Here is a 16974-nt window from a genome sequence, read left to right as displayed (position 1 = left end):
GTTACTTAGATCGATTTTTTGTTACACTTATTATGCACTTTTTATAAAATATATGTAATTAAATGTATTTAGGAGCAAATGTAGATCACTTGTCTAAGTAACTCTTGTCTAAGATACATCCATACTTCAAGTCGTCATACCTAGCGACAGTATCTGCCAAAAGAAAACTTGCTGTGACTTCCTTCGTGCTATTTCTAACTTTGAAGTTAGGGGTTACAAATTGCTTCGATTGTTCATAGCAATTATCTTCACTTCTTTTAACTACGAATAAACATGAACAATACTCCTTAGCAAAATTCGCCGATACCACATAACGAAACTCGCAAGACTGAACTAAAACCAGTGTTATAAGTAATAATATTTTTCTCATCTATTTTTCCAATGAATTAATTAAGAGTTTAAAAAGATAGTCCTTATCTAAGGCCTGTGACTTATCTTCTGCAGTTCTGACAACAATAAGATCAAGAGAAGGTATAATCGCCAACATTTGTCCATGATGCCCTAATGCCATATAGAGGTCTTTAGGAGCACTTGGATACGGACGAGTAGTTTTCTTTGAAAGACTAGGTAGATTCAACCACCACATTGCACCGTAACTTTCCCCATTTGCTGTACCCTCTAGATAAGTCTGCTCAAAAGCAGGGGCCATTGAGCGTGAAAAGTTAACCCATTTGGAACTAATAATTTCATTGTCATTAAAGCTTCCATTTTGTAGATAGAGCTGACCAATCTTTGCAAGATCCAAGGGTCTTAAATAGAGGTAAGAACTACCAACAAATGTTCCACTTAGATCCCTCTCCCAAACGGCTTCACTAATGCCTAGAGGTGTGAATATTTTCTCCCATGGAAGATTAGCGTAATTATCAGAATGGGCGATTCTATTTTTAATAAAACCCATTAATAAATTTGTTTCTCCTGAAGAATATTTGAAAGTGGTATTAGGAGGAGATCCAATTTTGACTTTAGAGGTGTAGCTGGCCATATCTTTGTGACCAGACGTATAGAGCATTTGAATAACATTACTATCAAGTGGATTATTCTCATACCCCTCATTCCATGCAATACCAGAACTCATCTGAAGAAGGTTTTTAACAGATACTTCACCCAGACCAGGATAATATTCAGATATTTTGTCATCTAAAGAAACTCTTCCCTCTTTGATTAAAATACCTGTTAGCAAACTCGTTACGCTCTTACTTATAGACCAAAGTAGGTGAAGAGATTCTCTATTATAGCCGTTTGCGTAATTTTCTACGACAATATGTCCTTTATGAATAACAACAAGCCCGTCAGTTTTATATCCTGCTTTAGTATCAAAGGCGTATTCTAACAATTCACTATAATTACTAACAGTACTACTAAAAGCACTCCTAGAATTAATCAAGAACACTAAAGCTAAACAAATCCTAAAAAAATATGACATCGGTTGCCTCTCTAAAAAACAAATTGTATTGTTACACTATATGTATTCTTGTAAATTTTTACTGATTGGTAAAATTCTTTTTTTAATAATTATCTCTAACTCATCTGCATATGAGTGGAAAGAGCAATTAAGTAACTTAACAAGTAAATATAACTTTCCGTTTAAAAATGGTCATATGGCCACACTGCAGGGCAGCTGTAACAAACCTAAGTATAAATATTCTGAAATGCCTGGAAAAGTGCATACATTTAAAGTCTATCAACCAAATATCGCCAAGAAAAAATTTAAGATAAAAGGCGCATTTTTAGAAAGTGAGAATGGTCAGTACAAACAAGCACCAATTGCCTATTTCATTCCTGGAGCATTTTCAAACCTAGATATATCCCAAACCAAGAGATTTATGCATGACTTAGGCAAGCTTGGATATCATGTCTTTATTTTTCCTAACCCTTGGGGAACAGATTTTATAAAAACTAAACTAAGAAAACCTATTGGAAATGTTGAGGACGAAGCTAAATCAATATTTGAGCTTTTAAAAAGTGCTCATCAAATAGCACAAGAATTTAATATCTCTAATGGTCAATCAAGATTAGTAGGAGTTAGCTACGGAGGATTTATATCTGCAGCAGTATCAGCTCTCAATAGTGAGCAAAACAATCCCCTTCAGCTCATAGATACGACAATTATATCTCCACCAATAGATTTCTCTAAGACACTAAAGAATCTCGACTCACTTGTTCTTAGAAATAAAGAAACTCTGAAATTGAATCTATACAAACTCTACTCTAGATATTCGAAGATTTGTAAGTTTGAAAATGACTCTAATGCCTCAAAAGAAACTCTTCAAATAGCAGAAGGACTTGTTATCAGAGGAGGTTTTTTTGATGAACTTATTAATAGTGTTACTAAATTTGACTCCATCTTTGAGCTAAAACTTGTCCCTGGTCGTATTTTTAGAAAGCTGAGTCGTTCCTATAGAGAGTGGAGGTATTCTTTTACATTTAAGAAATACTTTCAAACATATGCTCCAGATAATCTAAGGGTTATAGAAAGTGAGAAAGGTAACTTATACTACTGGAAAAACAGGGCCATTGAATCAGGTTATGACAATTTTAGATTCTTAATTGCCAAGAATGACTTTTTAAACTCACAAGAAGATATAGAACAAAATGAAGATACCATTATTCTTCCAACCGGAGGCCACTTTGGCTTTAGACATCTGCCTTGGTTTTCAAACTTTCTAAAAGACTCTTTTAATATAGACGACTTAAACTAATCCTCTAAAACCTTCTCCATTCTAATATCATCCCAAAACTTGTCATCCCATTTTGTAAATTTTGGAATTCTAGAAAACTGCTTAAAGCCACACTTTTCATAGAATTTCTTTGCTCGAATATTAAATTCAAAAACACCTAACTCCATTCTACGCAAACCGACATCTTTAGTAAGCTCTTCTAAGAAATCCATTGCCCTGCTTGCAATATCTTTTCCCCAAAAGTCCCTATCCCAAATTGCGATTCCGATCCACCCACTTTCCTGATCTTTCTTTAATAGATGAGAAGGGTTAATCATTAAAGAAATATCTCCCACAATTTTTTCATCAACTTTAATGAGATAAAAAAACTGGTATTCAGAAGAACTTTGGTAATAGTGCACCAATTGTTCTTCTGTTCTTATAGGTTCATTAATTTTTTCATTTTTTGGAATTATGAGATGTCGAATACTTTCATCATTTTCTTTTACGAGTAAAGCTTCTAGATGTGCTTTATTACTAATGTCGACTTCAACAAAATGAATATTCACAACTAAGGCTCTTTATAGTCCCCAGGATTTATCCACTTTTTAAATCCTAAGAACCAGTTCTCTAAATAAGAGGCCGAGTTTCCGGACTTATAAACTACATCCTCGTGGTAAGATTCGTCTTCCATCTTTTGGACTTCTTTTTCAATTGAAGTAAGATCTATTCCCTTCATCACAATAGACTCAACTTTTTTGAAGGCAGCTTTCTCATCTTCATCATAGAGCCCATCAATATTTCCAATCACACGAATTTGATGCATTAAAAAAGCGAGATCTTTCTTATCTGTAATAAGAGGTAGTATGCTCTCTATATCGACAGGCTTTTTCAACTCTCTTTCCAAAGTCTCAAGTTGCTCTTTTGAAAACTTAACAATGCGAGCTCGCTCAGAAAGCCATAGTTTCTCTTCCTCAGAATGTCTTCCATCAATTGAAATAATTGCAAGACATGCTCGCCACATATTAAACTTACTATCGCTAATTTCATTCTTTAATTGAGACATTCACTCCACCTTTAAAAATAAATATAAAAAATTGTAACACAAAATTAATCAGATATTAATGCAAAATTCTGATATTATTAGTCATGGAAATCGGACTATTCTTTCTAGGCCTTACGGCTTCATTCTTCTTTACCTTCTCTCTATACCTACTATACCTCAAGCTCTACTACACTAGATATGGAAGAGTTATTACAGGTAAAATTGTTGCCATTGAAAAATATGAAAGTATCGACTCTAAGAGGAGAAAGTCTGCCCTGTATAGAAGTCTAATAGAATTCTCATTCAATGGAGAAAAATTTCACCTGTACGGCCCAGGCAGTAATCACTTTCTTCACAAGATTTCTCAAAAGGTTAAGCTCTATAACTTAAGTAAAGGAGCAGAGTACACCCAATATTTCAGTATTGTTAATAATATATTTATAATTGCATTCGGCCTAGCTAGCATTATTTCAATATTTATATATATTTCAAATATTCAACATAAATCAGCGCTAGCAACACACCTCTTAATTTACAGCTGCATCTACTTTCTTATCTATAAAATATTAGAAAGGAAATCATTACTAAATAAACTGAAGGATGATCTTTTAAGAACAACTCTAGTTGATATAAACAATAGAAACTATCTCGATTGTTATACGAGCAATATTCAAATAGAAAATGAAAAAGGTAATTACACAATATTAAAATTAGTTATAACTCTATCTTTTATCTCCTTCATGGTTATCATTGGATATCTAAGCTGGAATAAAACACCAATATCGCATCAAGAAATTTTTATAGATTTCTTAAAGTCTCCTAAAGATTATCTCGAGCTTGCGAGAGTATTAAAAGGAAAATCCCCTTTAATAGGCGTCATCTTCTCACTATGTACAAACCTACTTTGCCTATTCAGCGTTACACAAACATTACGCAACCATCGATAGTCCTTGATATTATTCTCATATATAAGAGATACTATATTATCAAATAAACTACGGTGGAGTGCTCAATGAAAGATAAACCAAAAATTGGAATTAGCTCCTGCCTACTTGGCAATAATGTACGTTACAACAAAGGTCATACTAGAGACTCATGGATTGTGAATGAGTTAGGAAAGTATGTGGACTTCTATCCTATTTGCCCTGAGGTAGAGATGGGTCTTGGAGTACCTAGAGAAGAGATATATCTCAACTATGAAGGTAAAAATAAGAATAGCATCAAAATTCGAGGAAGAAAGAGCCATCTAGATTATACTGATTTGGCAAATGAGACCTATAAGTCAATTGCACCGCCCATGGCCTTAAGTGAATTAGATGGCTTTATCTTTATGAGAAAATCTCCTAGTTGTGGAACTGACAATGTAAAAACGGTTGAAGTAAGCGGTGATGGTCCCGTGACTTTTAATACAGGCTTATTTGCAAAGTTCGTTATCGATTTCTTCCCCAATCTTCCTTATATAGACAGTGGGAGAATGAATAATTCGCAATTAAGAGAGAACTTCATGAAGCGAGTATTTGCCTCATTCAGATTCAAGAACTTAAATAGAGATATTGCTTCTCTCCAAGACTTTCATAAAAGGTATAAGTATATCTTGATGGAGCACTCTCCAGCAAATTTAAAGACGCTAGGTAATCTCGCAGCAGGAAATGACATGAAAGATATTGAGTTACACTTTGACCAATACGAAAAAATCTTTCAAAAAAGCCTTGAAGCTCCTCCTACTCAAGGAGGTAGATTTAATGTTCTTCAACATATTATGGGCTATTTAAAAAGAGATTTATCTAAAGAAGAAAAAGTTCATATATTAAATCTCTTTGAAGACTATAAGAAAAATTATCATTTGCATGCCGTTCCAAAGAGTCTTTTTGAATTCTTTATTGCTAAATTTAATGTTACTTACCTACAAGATCACTACTACTTTAATCCTTATCCAAAAGAACTTAAAATTCACCAAAGTATCGCATAATGGAAAAAGTTAAAGTAAATATATTCTGGTTTCGAAGGGATCTAAGACTAAATGATAATAGGGCCTTATACTTTGCTCTTTGCGAAAATACCCCTGTTATACCTATCTTTATCTTTGATCCTGCAATCCTAGATAAATTAAAAGACAAAGAGGATGCCAGGGTTGAATTCATACTAGAGTCACTACAGCGGCTAAAAAATGAGCTACATAAATACGGTAGTGATTTAGAAGTTTTCCATGACTCTCCTGAAAACGTTTTTTCTTACCTTTTCAAAAATTATGAAATTGAAAATATCTTTTCTAATAAAGACTACGAAAGCTTCGCTATCACAAGAGACAAACGAATTCAAAAGATGTTTAGTCGAGCAAATTTTATTCAATATAAAGATCAATGTATTTTTGAAGAATTAGAAATTATAAAAAAAGATGGAACCCCATATACTGTCTTTACTGCTTATAAGAACAAGTGGCTTGAACAGATTACCCCCAATGATATGGCTTCAATTAATACTGTCAAAAAACTTGGTAATCTTTACTCTTTTGAATCCAAAAGCTCTATAAATCTTTCTGATCTAGGACATAGAGAAACTAAGATTAGTCCTCCAAAAAGAGTTATAAGAAAGTCGAAACTTTTGAACTATCAAGAAACAAGAGACTTACCAGGGATCAATGGAACATCAAACCTAAGTGTTCACTTACGATTTGGAACAATTAGCATTAGAAAATGTATTCAAATTGCAATGGAAACAAATAAGACCTGGTTAAGTGAATTGATCTGGAGAGATTTCTTCATGCAAATTCTCTATAACTTTCCTCATGTTGAAAAAGGTCCATTTAAAAAGAAATACGAAAAAATTCAATGGTTAAATAAAAGAAGCGAATTTAAGAAATGGTGTGATGGAAATACTGGTTATCCTATAGTTGATGCAGGAATGAGAGAGCTTAATACGACAGGTCTTATGCATAATAGAGTGAGGATGATCACGGCCAGTTTTCTTGTAAAGCATCTTCTTATCGACTGGAGATGGGGTGAGAAGTATTTTGCACAAAAGCTACTTGATTACGATAAAAGTGCTAATAATGGAAATTGGCAATGGGTAGCAGGAACAGGATGTGATGCATCCCCTTACTTTCGGGTTTTTAATCCTTACACTCAACAAAAGAAGTTCGATCCGGAATTTAAATATATTAGAAAGTGGGTCCCAGAATTTGACTCTGAAGATTACCCCCCTCCAATGGTTGATCATAGTACGGCCTACCACAGGGCCATACATATTTATAAAATATCACTTAATGAAGCGCTGTAATTTCTTATCTGTTAATGAGTATTTAAGAAAATTCAATAAATCTCTTCTTTCCTGAGTAGATAAAGTAATTACTCCACTACGAACTAGAGGATGAGCTGCATTTTTCTTTTTAAAGTTCATATAACGATCTGTCTCAACAAAGAGTTGTTCACTATATACATTTGTAAGATTCGAAAGCCAACGACTATCATAATTATCAATTGACCTAGCACCTTCAATATAGTGGTCCACGACCTTTTCTAAAGTATCATAGGCACCAGAATGAAAGTATGGACCAGTAAGAGCAACATTTCTTAGTGGCGGAACTCTAAATTGATATAAATCTTTTTCATTCTTTGTAATTAGAAATCTTCCTTCATCATTTTTTCTAATATCTTTGCCTGGGCCAATTTGTGGTGATGCAATTGACTCAAAACGATCTCCTCCTAGCAAGTCCCCTAAGTGACACTTTGTACACTGGGCCTCAGTCATAAATAGAAGAGCACCTCTTTTTTGAGACTCACTCATTGCATCTAAGTCACCATTTAAGTAATTATCCCAAGGTGTTTCATGAGCAGAGAACTCATGCTTTTGAAAATGTGCTAGCGCATTTCCAAAGTGACCAATGTTAAACTTACTGGTCCCTTTGAATGCTTTGCTAAACAAGTCTTTATACTTCTGCTTCGAGAGAAGCCTTTGCATAATAATTTTCCAACTGCTTTGATTATCTGGCGCATTTGCTATATCGTTAGTTCCTTTTTTCCCTCTCATTTCATCATGAGATAGAGGAGGAAACAAAGCTTGAGCGGCCAGAGCACTACCAAGAACTTTTGTTATATCTTCACGCTCTGGATACTCACCATTGAGAACTTCAGCTGGCGTTGTAAATTCATCCCAATCTGATCTATAACTCACTCTACCATCCCAAAATAGAATATTCATAGAGTCATGACCAAGGTTATAAAGCGCAGGGGAATTTCTAGCGATAGTTCGACTTGATCTAGATGACCTACGAGCTTGACCTAAACCAACTCCCCCTTCTCCCACAGATAACGGTAAGGCATCACCAGAGAATAAATCTGGATGATGACAAGTAGAACAACTTATATTCTTATTTCCTGAAACTAGCTTTTCAAAGAATAACTCTTTTCCAAGGTCGTATACTTCTTGATTAAAGTTACTTGGTGCTTTTAACGGCTTAAATTGAAAAATTTTAATATAGTCAGAAAGAATTTGATCAGTATCGCTTGCGTAAGAATTTATTGAAATATTTAATAAAGCTACAATTAGTAATTTTTTAATCATACGAGTTGTTCCTTAGGTTTAGGCACAATTCTATGTAGCACTTCAAGAGGTAGTCAAATAGTTTTAAAAAAGATGATTATTATCGGCCTATGAACAGTTCATTACACCATTCGTAAACGTCCAACGCAAGAGTAAGACCTAGGTAAAGAAGTAACAAAGATGCACCAAAATTAAGCTTTCTCATAGATTTTTTTGTGCGCAGCGCACGCTTGAGAAGTCGTGAAAAAGACGCCAGACCAAAGAACCAAAGTGAAGAAAAAATCCCTGCACCAAGACCGAAAATCAATCTATTATTTAATTCACTAAACTTTGAAGAAAAGCCTCCAATTAGGACTATTGTATCGAGATAAACATGGGGATTTAATAAGCTGAAACCTAATGCAAGTAATATACTCTTTTTAGGATCTAAAGAAGAGTGTATTTCAAATTCTTCAAACTCATTCTCACTAAAGCTTTGACGCAGCTTCTGCAGAGCATAGATAAATAAGAAGCAAACTCCTAGAGCACCAAAGACAATCTTGATATAAGGGAACTTTACAAAGATTGTGGCCGCACCAAGAACTCCAATTGCGATAAGAAGAAAATCGCAAACAGAACAGACAAAAGCTACAAGATATTGATTTTGATTCTTAATACCAGATTCAAGTACAAAAATATTTTGTGCTCCTAGAGCAAGTATCAAGCCCGCTTGTAAAAAAAATCCTTCTAGAAAAATACTACTCATACTACTTCTTAAATATTTTTGTAATATCGATACCAAAATGCCTTAAGGCACCAAGAACAAGAACAACCGCCAAGGCTTCATCTAAATTACCTATAAGTGGAATATTATCAGGAATAAGCTCAATAACACCCGCTGTAGGATTTAAAATATAAATTAAACCAATGATCCCACACAAAAGAGTCCAAACTGTTTTCAACATTACTTATTCCTTATAAACGAGTTCAAAAAACTCCGTAACGACCTCTTCTTCATCTAGATTAGTTATTCCCCACTGTTCAAGGTAAGGAGTAAAGAAGCTGCGATGAACTTTCTTCCAATACTCTACAGAGAGATCCCCTTCACCTTCTGCCTTAGCAATTTCACAAGAAATATCTTTAAAAAGGTTTCTCTCTACTTTTACCGTTTTAACGATACAACGAGGCACTTCTTTAGAATCTAGAATCATCCAATAATTACCTACTTTAGGTAAATCATCTTCGGCCAAAATAAAGTCTTTCACCAAGCCACTACCTGCAGTTTTCTTTCCCTGCAAGAATAGATTAAGTAGCTCATCAGCGATTTCTATATTTCCGGCAATTGAAATCTCTACATGGGCGTCCCCAAGAGGACTTCCAATAGTATCTAAATACTTATTCCAAAAAATATCCGTTATTGATTTCATCAATATTCCTTATTAAGAAACTTTATGTATAATAATGCCTATATTAGATAATTAATTCCGGAGTTTCTATGAAAACTATAACATTTCTCGCTTTAATCGCTTTAGCATCTTGCGCATCAACAAAACCAGGACCAATTGTTCAACATGCATCAATAACTGATACTGCAAAAATAGCGGCAGACGTGGCCTACTGTGACTCTCAAGCAACTACAATTATTGCTCAACAAGGTAAAAAAGGTGGCGCTGCTACAGGAGCAGTTAAAGGTTCTGCAAAAGGAGCTGCCGCTTCAGCACTAGGTTCGGCCATATACGGAGGAAACTCATCTCAAAGAAAGACTAGCGCTAAGTATGGTGCGGCACTTGGAGCTCTAGCAGGAGCGGCTGGTTCTAAAAAGCAAAGAGAAGCCGTTAAGAGAAATATTCAATCTGATTGCCTAACTGAGAAAGGCTACAAAATATACGGTTGGAATTAGTGAAGTACTTCCTCCTACTGACTTCTCTATCTCTTTTGTCATGTGCTAGCGTAAGGCCTGGTCCAGTGGTCGCTCACAAAGTGATCACAAATAAAGAGGTCATTGCTAAGGATATTATCGCCTGCGAAAAAGCAGGCGATAGAGATGAACAAATAAAGTGCTTAAATAAAAAAGGCTACTCTGTAGTTAACTGGAACTAAAGAGTAACTTTCTGACCAGGGTCGATCACATTAAGTACTTTCTTATTCTTTAGATAACCTTTTAACTGTGAAGGCGTTCCCTTTAAAATTGGAAATGTTCCATAGTGCATAGGAACTACAACTTTAGGCTTTATAAAGTTATCAATAGCGAAAGCGGCCTCTTTAGGCCCCATTGTATAATTACCGCCAATTGGCAGCAACGCTAGATCAGGTCTATAGTAAGAACCAATCATTTTCATATCACCAAAAACTCCAGTATCTCCAGCATGGTATAAAGATTTTCCATTAGAAAATTGAATGACATATCCTACAGGTTCTCCTCCATAGTGAACCTTTCCTTCAATCTTTAAAGATGAGCTATGTTCCGCCCTAACCATGATAACTTTTGTCTTATCTTCAAATGGTAAAATCTCCCCAGACTTATTGAGAGGGAAATACCTATCTTTAGTGATTAGGCCATTTGCTAGCATTACATTTCCCATGTCTGCATTCATTGAAATCTTAGAGTTCGGCGACAGCTCCATTATCTTCTTAAAGTCACCTACATGATCTCCATGCCCATGAGTCAGAAGGATGAGATCAATATTCTTGTATAACTTTTCGTCTTTGAAAGACGCAGGGGTTTTTGGATTAGAAAAAATAAAAGGATCAATTAGTATCCGCTTTCCCTCATTTGTTTTAATAAGAAATGCTGCTTGACCTAACCAAGTAACCTCTGTTGCCATTGCAGTACTAACAAATAGCATCAAAGAAATAAGAATTTTCATATAACCTCACAAGAAATGTTTATAATAGTTAAAATTGGTTTATAGAATAAGTCAAAATCTAATAGATAGACAAAAAAACAACACACTGCTCCCCTTTGTTTTTTCTCGTTTTCTGTACTATATTAATCAAAAATTAATGAAGGAAAATGACCTCTATGAAAATTGCTCTTTTCATACTCTTGTTAAGCTTTAACAGCTTTGCAATTGTAAATAATAAATCCACCGAGCATGTGAGAGAAAGTAAACTTGATATATCACCACCTCAAGTAAAGTATCTTTCATTATTTTTTGCAACTGAGATGGCCACCCTCTGGCTCATAAACCCTGACTATGTAAGAAGTGCCTCCGACACAGGAGATTTTCAATATAATAAAGATGACTTATCTGTCCCCGAATGGGCATACTTTTTCGGCAATCATGGACCGACACTGATGACCATTGCTCTTTACTCAAACTACTTATATCAAAATAGTTCTGAGTCATTCGATAAAGCATTTGTTTTAACAGAGTCACTACTTATATCTCAGGGAATAACTTTTGGAGCAAAGTACGCTTTTAGAAAACAGAGACCGGATGAGTCAAACTATCTGTCTTTTCCTAGTGGGCACACTACTCATGCTTTTACATTAGGATCATGGATGTCCCTTGAGTTATATAGATCTAAGAGTTTTTCAAAAAACAAAGTAATCGCCTCTCTTCCTATGATTTACTCAATTTATATTGGATGGACACGAATTGATGCTAACAAACATTCTTTTACTGATGTTCTAGGAGGAGCTGTTATTGGAACAATAACAAGCTACTTAATGTATAATGCCCACTTCGATGAGTATGGAAACTACAGATACAAGTCTAAAATGGCAATTACTCCAACTATTGACCCTATTAATAAATCCTATGGTCTAAACTGGAGGATGAAGTTTTGAAATACTTACTCCTTACATTATCTATCCTCATCATAAGAAGTACATTTTCCTCTGAACTACAAGAATTATACTTTTTCCCACACAAGGGAGAATCAAGCTTTAAATTTTCATCAAGTTTAAAAGAGTTCGAGGTTGAATACGATGACAAGTCTGTAAACCTAACCCCGGGAGACATACAGGAATTTGATCAACAAGTTTTAATTCTTGAGCCAACTTATAAATACTCTATTACAAATAATTTTCTGCTACAACTCTCTTTTAAATACCAAACAAAGGATCTAAGCACTCACTTCGAAGATATTTTTGACAATGAATATAAGACTAATACTATTCATGGTCTCTTTGATCCCACACTAGAGCTTAGGTACAGAGCAATCGAAAAAGATCTTATATTTGTTGATATCTTTTTAAATCAAATCTTTAAAACAAATACATATGCTGAAGGAAATAGAACTAGGCAAGCAAGACCTTACTCAGGAAAAAATACTTCAACTATTGCAGGAGAAGTTGGATACCTATTTAAAAATATACAACTTAGAACTAACCTGCATATCGATTTCTACTCTCAAATGAGTTCACAATTTGCTCTACTGGATGACGTTTTTAGAAGTGATTTTACATACTCGATAGGATATGGAGCTGAAGTACTAATTAGACTAAATCAACAACTCAATTGGAAGTTTGCCTTTGATGCATCAACAGTGAACGCATATGATATGAAATCTACAACTCAAAATATTCATATCGATGAAGTACTCATGAGTAGCTACCGAACATCACTTGAGTATAAGAAATTTGAAAAGTCTTTTGCGATAATCTCAATCGATTTCACTTACAAAGCAATGTATAACAGAGTAACTTATAGTAGCTCAGACCTAAGATCTGATACTAAAACAATGCTTACAACACTAACATTAGAAAAAAGGTTTAAATGAAACTTACAAAACTACTCTTCCTCTCACTATTACTCGTAACGACTTGTTTCAGTACATCTGTCGCATCAGAAGAGAAGACTAACTCTGATGAAACGAAAGAGGAGCAAGAAAAGAAAGAAAAAACCTTCTTAGTTGTTCCAGGTCCTTCTTACAATCCTCAACAAAAATTTGGTGTAAGTTTAATGGCCATGAAACTTTTCAAGCTTGATGAAAGTGATACGATCTCTCCTCCATCAAGGTTCTTAGGCCTAGCAATGCTTACGACCAATGACTCTTGGGCCGGAGGCTTAGGGGGGAAATTATACTATGATGAAGATAATTGGAGATTCGGCTACGGTGCTTTTAAAGGTGACTTTATTGGAGAGATGTACTTAATGGACGTAAGTAGATTCACAAGAACAAATTCAAATGTACTTGCATACCTTTTTGATTTTTCAAGAAAAGTTTATAAAAACCTTTTTGTAGGTGCTGGCTACGTTGGTACAGAGATTAATTTCAAAGCAGACAACGGAATGCAACAAGAAACAAGTAATAACGCTTTAAATATTCACTCTGAATACGACTCGAGAGATAATACTTTCTCTCCAACATCTGGTATTCGCTCTCTCGCAAAGTTTAATATTTACAGAAAATCATTAAATAATGAGGCCGACTTTGAGGTTTTAAACTTTAACATTAGTAAATACCAAACACTTAAAACAAGATCTAATCAAATGATTTCATATATTTTTGAAACCAGTATTGGGATAGGCCAAACAAATTCAAATTATAACTATAATTATGGAAGAGGTGGTTCACAAAGAGGTTATACAGGTGGTGTCTATGAAGGCCGAAATATGATCCGAATTGAAGCAGAACACAAGTATTTCTTTTCAAGCTTTTTAAATGAAAGATTCGGAATAGCTTCTTTTGCTGGTCTCGGAACTGCTTTTGGGGGTATTTCAAAAGTTGGAAACCCACTACCTTCATCAATAAGTGATGCTCCACTACTTCCTCATATTGGATTTGGTCCACGTTACAAGATTTTACCAAAAGAAAATATTACCGCGAGAGTAGACTTTGCCTACGGAAAGGAAGAAGTCTTTACAATGTACTTTGCTCTCTCAGAGGCCATTTAATGAAAGATAAGAACTGGAAACTACTCTATCCTTGCTGGATACTGAGCTTTATAGCAACGCTTGGTAGTTTATTTTTTAGTGAAGTTATGGAGTTTCCTCCATGTATACTTTGTTGGTACCAAAGAATTGCGATGTATCCTCTAGTGATCATCTTTCTGATTGGCGCAGTTACTGACGACTTATCCGCTAGAATATACGCTCTCCCTCTGGCCGCTATCGGTTGGCTAATTTCCATGTATCACAACTTAATCTACTACGGAGTTATCCCTGAAAGTATTTCTCCTTGTAGAGAGGGAATAAGTTGTTCAGCTGTATTTATAGATTGGTTCGGCTTCATGAGTATACCGTTACTTTCATCAATTGCATTTAGTTTGATTTTAATATTATTAGTGAATTATAAAAGGATTATTAATCATGAATAACAAAGTAAAAGCTATTTCTATCTCTGCCATAGCGATAATTGCACTCTTTTTCATATCTACGTATGTTTTTAAAGAGAATAAGAAAAAAGCATTAAGCTTTATGGCACTAGACAATGTAGAGATTTTTGTCAGAGACCACTCACCAATCTTAGGAGAACCTGATGCTAAGGTCTACCTTGTTGAGTTTCTAGATCCAGAGTGTGAAAGCTGTAAGGCATTTTATCCTTCTGTAAAACAATTGCTTAAACTCTATCCTGGAAAGATTAAACTTGTGGTTAGATATGTTCCATTTCACAAGAACTCAAGGCATGCAATTAAGGTTCTAGAAGCAAGTAGAAAGCAAAACCTATTTTGGCAATCACTAGAAGAGATGTTTAACCAACAATCAGTATGGGCATCTCATCATGACCCAAGACCAGAAAAAGTGTTTCCAATTCTTGAAAAAATTGGTGTCGACATTAATAAGTTAAAAGAAGATATGAAGTCACCTGCTATTGATAAGGTTATTGAAACAGACTTTGCCGACTCTAAAACATTACAAGTAAGAGGAACTCCATCGTTCTTTGTAAATGGGAAAGGGTTAGAGACTTTTGGCTTTGAGCAATTAAAGAAGCTAGTTGAACAAGAGATTAATAAGAACTATTAATCTATTACAGTATTAATAATTTCGTTAAACTCGTCAATTTGTTCGAGTTTAGCGAAATCTATATCTCTTTGCTTTCTTTCATCAAACACTTTTTTTAAGTTCTTCGCCGGTGCTTTTAGTTTAAAAAGACCACCTTCTGATACGCACTCTAACATTCTAAGTCTTAATTCATCAGCAAGTTCAATAAAGCATTCAACATCAGCGTCCCTACTTAACTCGATCTCAATTTGATCTAAGAATGACCACCAGTCTAATTTCTTATAACGTCTTATAATAATCACATTATTTCCAATTGCTAAGTTATTTTCGATATCTTAGAACTTAGGATTCATTTTTACCATCTAAAATTTTCCCCATACTTCCAGACTGATAATCTAAAATCGCTTCATAAATTTCATCTTTAGTACTCATTACAAATGGACCATGGGCGACAAAGGGCTCCTTAATAGGCTGTCCACTTAATATAAGAATATTCATATCACTTTTTGAATTAATTTCGAGAAGACTGCCTTTGCTTTCTAAAATAACGAACTCTCCCTCCTTTACAAGCTCTTCTGCGATAAATCCTTCGCCAGAAATAATAAAAGCTAAGGTATTCATAGACTCTTTTACCTCAATATTATGAGACTCTCCTTTTGAAATTTTTGCTTGAAATATATCAATAGCTGAAAAAGTTTTAAATTTCCCCTGTCTATCATGATAATCCCCAGCAATTATTTTCAATGAACTGCCCTTACTTAGCTCGTAAACAGAAAATTCTTCACTAGTCACCCCTTGATATTTAGCAGGACTTAGCTTGTAGGCCTTCGGTAGATTAACCCATAACTGAATCATTTCAAATACACCACCGGCCTTAGAAAAAGAGGGAGAATGGTATTCATCGTGGATAATACCTTTCCCAGCTGTCATCCACTGAACACCCCCAGGGGCTATAATACCTCCGCCCCCTGCAGAGTCTCTATGCTCAATCTCTCCCTGTAAAGCAAATGTAACTGTTTCAAAACCTCTATGAGGATGTTCTCCCACACCACGTCGCTCACTGGAGCTGGCAAAGAGCTTTGGAGCAGCATAGTCCATCAATAAAAAAGGACTCGTTAGTGGATACAACTCTTTTGTAGGTCGTAGGACTCCGTTTACATAGAATCCATTCCCCACCCAATGTTTTTGTTTTTCACTTAGCTTAACTCTAACTTTTTTGAGCAATGGATTCATCGTTTACCTACCTTGTCACTACATTAAACTGAACACTTACTTCGTCATGTATTGTTTTATCACCAAGATTTTTGAAAAAATTTCCAGACCCATAAATCATATCAAATTTTGTTCTATCAAAATTTAAAACACCTTTAATATTCTTACCTTTCTCTAGAAATTTAAATTTAACAGTATTTGTCTTTCCTTTTATTGTCATATTAGCAGTCGCAGTATCTCCTTTTACAGATAGGATCTTCAATGAAGCTTCTGGAAACTTCTCAACATTAAAAAAATCGGAACTCTTAATATGCGAGATAAACTTATCGGCCCATTCTCCACTTAAGTCTGTTATTTTAATTGAGTTCATATCCATCACAAAGTCAGCACTCTGAATTGATCCATCTTTATTACGCTCAATCTTTGCTTCTTTTAGGGAGATCTTCCCGAAGTGCTCACCTGTTATTTTTGTGCCTTTCCAAGTAAAGTCACTTTTACTCAAATCAACTGAGTTGGCCTGGATGGATAATCCCATTAATAATGTAGTCCATAAAATAATTACTCTCATAAATTCTCCTTTTTGGTTTTTATTAAGCCTATTATGATACGTACAATAAAGTTGCAAAAGGAGACACAATCAATTTATACT

23 protein-coding genes are annotated in these 16974 nt (G+C 34.8%); 11 read left to right on the top strand and 12 right to left on the bottom strand.

What is annotated here, in order from left to right:
* Positions 1 to 85: 85 nt before the first annotated feature.
* Together DPQ89_RS10395 and DPQ89_RS10390 are read right to left on the bottom strand one after the other, a co-directional pair.
* The gene (locus tag DPQ89_RS10395) at positions 86 to 370 is read right to left on the bottom strand and encodes a hypothetical protein (protein WP_127716873.1); all 285 of its coding nucleotides are present in this window, start codon (positions 368 to 370) and stop codon (positions 86 to 88) included.
* The gene (locus tag DPQ89_RS10390) at positions 371 to 1333 is read right to left on the bottom strand and encodes a serine hydrolase (protein ID WP_164848350.1); all 963 of its coding nucleotides are present in this window, start codon (positions 1331 to 1333) and stop codon (positions 371 to 373) included.
* Between the two features lie 130 nt (positions 1334 to 1463).
* Here DPQ89_RS10390 and DPQ89_RS10385 point away from each other — a divergent pair, with 130 nt between their 5' ends.
* Complete coding sequence (locus tag DPQ89_RS10385) at positions 1464 to 2699, top strand: hypothetical protein (protein WP_127716871.1); 1236 nt, start codon at positions 1464 to 1466, stop codon at positions 2697 to 2699.
* On the opposite strand, the gene DPQ89_RS10380 is transcribed toward DPQ89_RS10385, so the two are convergent.
* Complete coding sequence (locus tag DPQ89_RS10380) at positions 2696 to 3226, bottom strand: GNAT family N-acetyltransferase (RefSeq protein WP_127716870.1); 531 nt, start codon at positions 3224 to 3226, stop codon at positions 2696 to 2698. The genes DPQ89_RS10385 and DPQ89_RS10380 overlap by 4 nt on opposite strands.
* Before the next feature lie 2 nt (positions 3227 to 3228).
* Positions 3229 to 3723 carry a TerB family tellurite resistance protein gene (locus DPQ89_RS10375; protein ID WP_127716869.1) on the bottom strand — a complete coding sequence of 165 codons (495 nt, stop codon included), beginning with the start codon at positions 3721 to 3723 and terminating at the stop codon, positions 3229 to 3231.
* 83 nt (positions 3724 to 3806) lie between these two features.
* Between DPQ89_RS10375 and DPQ89_RS10370 the strand changes: the two genes are divergently transcribed.
* From DPQ89_RS10370 to DPQ89_RS10360, 3 genes are all read left to right on the top strand, one after another.
* Positions 3807 to 4649 (top strand): hypothetical protein, encoded by an 843-nt coding sequence (locus tag DPQ89_RS10370; RefSeq protein WP_127716868.1) that lies wholly within the window; start codon positions 3807 to 3809, stop codon positions 4647 to 4649.
* Positions 4650 to 4714: 65 nt separating this feature from the next.
* On the top strand, positions 4715 to 5671 hold the full coding sequence (locus tag DPQ89_RS10365; RefSeq protein WP_127716867.1) for a DUF523 and DUF1722 domain-containing protein: 957 nt from the start codon (positions 4715 to 4717) through the stop codon (positions 5669 to 5671).
* Positions 5671 to 6978 carry a deoxyribodipyrimidine photo-lyase gene (locus DPQ89_RS10360; RefSeq protein WP_127716866.1) on the top strand — a complete coding sequence of 436 codons (1308 nt, stop codon included), beginning with the start codon at positions 5671 to 5673 and terminating at the stop codon, positions 6976 to 6978. Before DPQ89_RS10365 ends, DPQ89_RS10360 begins: the two co-directional genes overlap by 1 nt.
* Here the strand turns inward: DPQ89_RS10360 and DPQ89_RS10355 are convergent.
* The 4 genes from DPQ89_RS10355 to DPQ89_RS10340 all read right to left on the bottom strand — a co-directional run bounded on the left by DPQ89_RS10355 (position 6958) and on the right by DPQ89_RS10340 (position 9647).
* Complete coding sequence (locus tag DPQ89_RS10355) at positions 6958 to 8262, bottom strand: cytochrome-c peroxidase (RefSeq protein ID WP_127716865.1); 1305 nt, start codon at positions 8260 to 8262, stop codon at positions 6958 to 6960. The two genes, DPQ89_RS10360 and DPQ89_RS10355, sit on opposite strands and share 21 nt — an antisense overlap.
* A 79-nt stretch (positions 8263 to 8341) precedes the next feature.
* Positions 8342 to 8986: a LysE/ArgO family amino acid transporter gene (locus tag DPQ89_RS10350; protein WP_127716864.1), complete on the bottom strand. Its 645-nt coding sequence runs from the start codon at positions 8984 to 8986 to the stop codon at positions 8342 to 8344.
* A 1-nt stretch (position 8987) separates the two neighbouring features.
* On the bottom strand, positions 8988 to 9185 hold the full coding sequence (locus DPQ89_RS10345) for a DUF1232 domain-containing protein (RefSeq protein ID WP_127716863.1): 198 nt from the start codon (positions 9183 to 9185) through the stop codon (positions 8988 to 8990).
* A 3-nt stretch (positions 9186 to 9188) separates the two neighbouring features.
* Positions 9189 to 9647: an ASCH domain-containing protein gene (locus DPQ89_RS10340; protein WP_127716862.1), complete on the bottom strand. Its 459-nt coding sequence runs from the start codon at positions 9645 to 9647 to the stop codon at positions 9189 to 9191.
* A gap of 68 nt (positions 9648 to 9715) precedes the next feature.
* Here DPQ89_RS10340 and DPQ89_RS10335 point away from each other — a divergent pair, with 68 nt between their 5' ends.
* Together DPQ89_RS10335 and DPQ89_RS10330 are read left to right on the top strand one after the other, a co-directional pair.
* The gene (locus DPQ89_RS10335) at positions 9716 to 10120 is read left to right on the top strand and encodes a hypothetical protein (RefSeq protein ID WP_127716861.1); all 405 of its coding nucleotides are present in this window, start codon (positions 9716 to 9718) and stop codon (positions 10118 to 10120) included.
* On the top strand, positions 10120 to 10320 hold the full coding sequence (locus tag DPQ89_RS10330; RefSeq protein ID WP_127716860.1) for a hypothetical protein: 201 nt from the start codon (positions 10120 to 10122) through the stop codon (positions 10318 to 10320). Before DPQ89_RS10335 ends, DPQ89_RS10330 begins: the two co-directional genes overlap by 1 nt.
* On the opposite strand, the gene DPQ89_RS10325 is transcribed toward DPQ89_RS10330, so the two are convergent.
* Positions 10317 to 11087: a metal-dependent hydrolase gene (locus DPQ89_RS10325; RefSeq protein WP_127716859.1), complete on the bottom strand. Its 771-nt coding sequence runs from the start codon at positions 11085 to 11087 to the stop codon at positions 10317 to 10319. The two genes, DPQ89_RS10330 and DPQ89_RS10325, sit on opposite strands and share 4 nt — an antisense overlap.
* A 155-nt stretch (positions 11088 to 11242) precedes the next feature.
* On the opposite strand from DPQ89_RS10325, the gene DPQ89_RS10320 reads away from it, so the two are divergent.
* From DPQ89_RS10320 to DPQ89_RS10300, 5 genes are read left to right on the top strand one after another with little or no spacing between them, the layout of a single operon-like run.
* Complete coding sequence (locus DPQ89_RS10320) at positions 11243 to 12013, top strand: phosphatase PAP2 family protein (RefSeq protein ID WP_164848349.1); 771 nt, start codon at positions 11243 to 11245, stop codon at positions 12011 to 12013.
* Positions 12010 to 12948 (top strand): hypothetical protein, encoded by a 939-nt coding sequence (locus DPQ89_RS10315; RefSeq protein WP_127716857.1) that lies wholly within the window; start codon positions 12010 to 12012, stop codon positions 12946 to 12948. Before DPQ89_RS10320 ends, DPQ89_RS10315 begins: the two co-directional genes overlap by 4 nt.
* Positions 12945 to 14066 carry a hypothetical protein gene (locus tag DPQ89_RS10310; RefSeq protein ID WP_127716856.1) on the top strand — a complete coding sequence of 374 codons (1122 nt, stop codon included), beginning with the start codon at positions 12945 to 12947 and terminating at the stop codon, positions 14064 to 14066. Before DPQ89_RS10315 ends, DPQ89_RS10310 begins: the two co-directional genes overlap by 4 nt.
* The gene (locus DPQ89_RS10305; RefSeq protein WP_127716855.1) at positions 14066 to 14488 is read left to right on the top strand and encodes a disulfide oxidoreductase; all 423 of its coding nucleotides are present in this window, start codon (positions 14066 to 14068) and stop codon (positions 14486 to 14488) included. Before DPQ89_RS10310 ends, DPQ89_RS10305 begins: the two co-directional genes overlap by 1 nt.
* On the top strand, positions 14481 to 15134 hold the full coding sequence (locus DPQ89_RS10300) for a thioredoxin domain-containing protein (protein ID WP_241558829.1): 654 nt from the start codon (positions 14481 to 14483) through the stop codon (positions 15132 to 15134). The genes DPQ89_RS10305 and DPQ89_RS10300 overlap by 8 nt, the downstream gene beginning before the upstream one ends.
* On the opposite strand, the gene DPQ89_RS10295 is transcribed toward DPQ89_RS10300, so the two are convergent.
* The 3 genes from DPQ89_RS10295 to DPQ89_RS10285 are packed head-to-tail and all read right to left on the bottom strand — an operon-like array spanning position 15131 to position 16893.
* Entirely contained in the window at positions 15131 to 15415 is a 285-nt protein-coding gene (locus tag DPQ89_RS10295; protein WP_127716854.1) for a hypothetical protein, read from the bottom strand. The genes DPQ89_RS10300 and DPQ89_RS10295 overlap by 4 nt on opposite strands.
* A gap of 40 nt (positions 15416 to 15455) precedes the next feature.
* A complete protein-coding gene (locus tag DPQ89_RS10290; protein ID WP_127716853.1) occupies positions 15456 to 16346 on the bottom strand; it encodes a pirin family protein in 891 nt (296 codons plus the stop codon).
* Positions 16347 to 16353: 7 nt separating this feature from the next.
* Positions 16354 to 16893 carry a YceI family protein gene (locus DPQ89_RS10285; protein ID WP_127716852.1) on the bottom strand — a complete coding sequence of 180 codons (540 nt, stop codon included), beginning with the start codon at positions 16891 to 16893 and terminating at the stop codon, positions 16354 to 16356.
* Positions 16894 to 16974 lie beyond the last annotated feature (81 nt).

Origin of the sequence: Halobacteriovorax sp. HLS, assembly GCF_004006665.1 — a bacterium.
Taxonomy (GTDB): domain Bacteria; phylum Bdellovibrionota; class Bacteriovoracia; order Bacteriovoracales; family Bacteriovoracaceae; genus Halobacteriovorax.
Note: the sequence above shows the minus strand (reverse complement) of the source record. Positions and strands in the feature narration are given on the sequence as shown.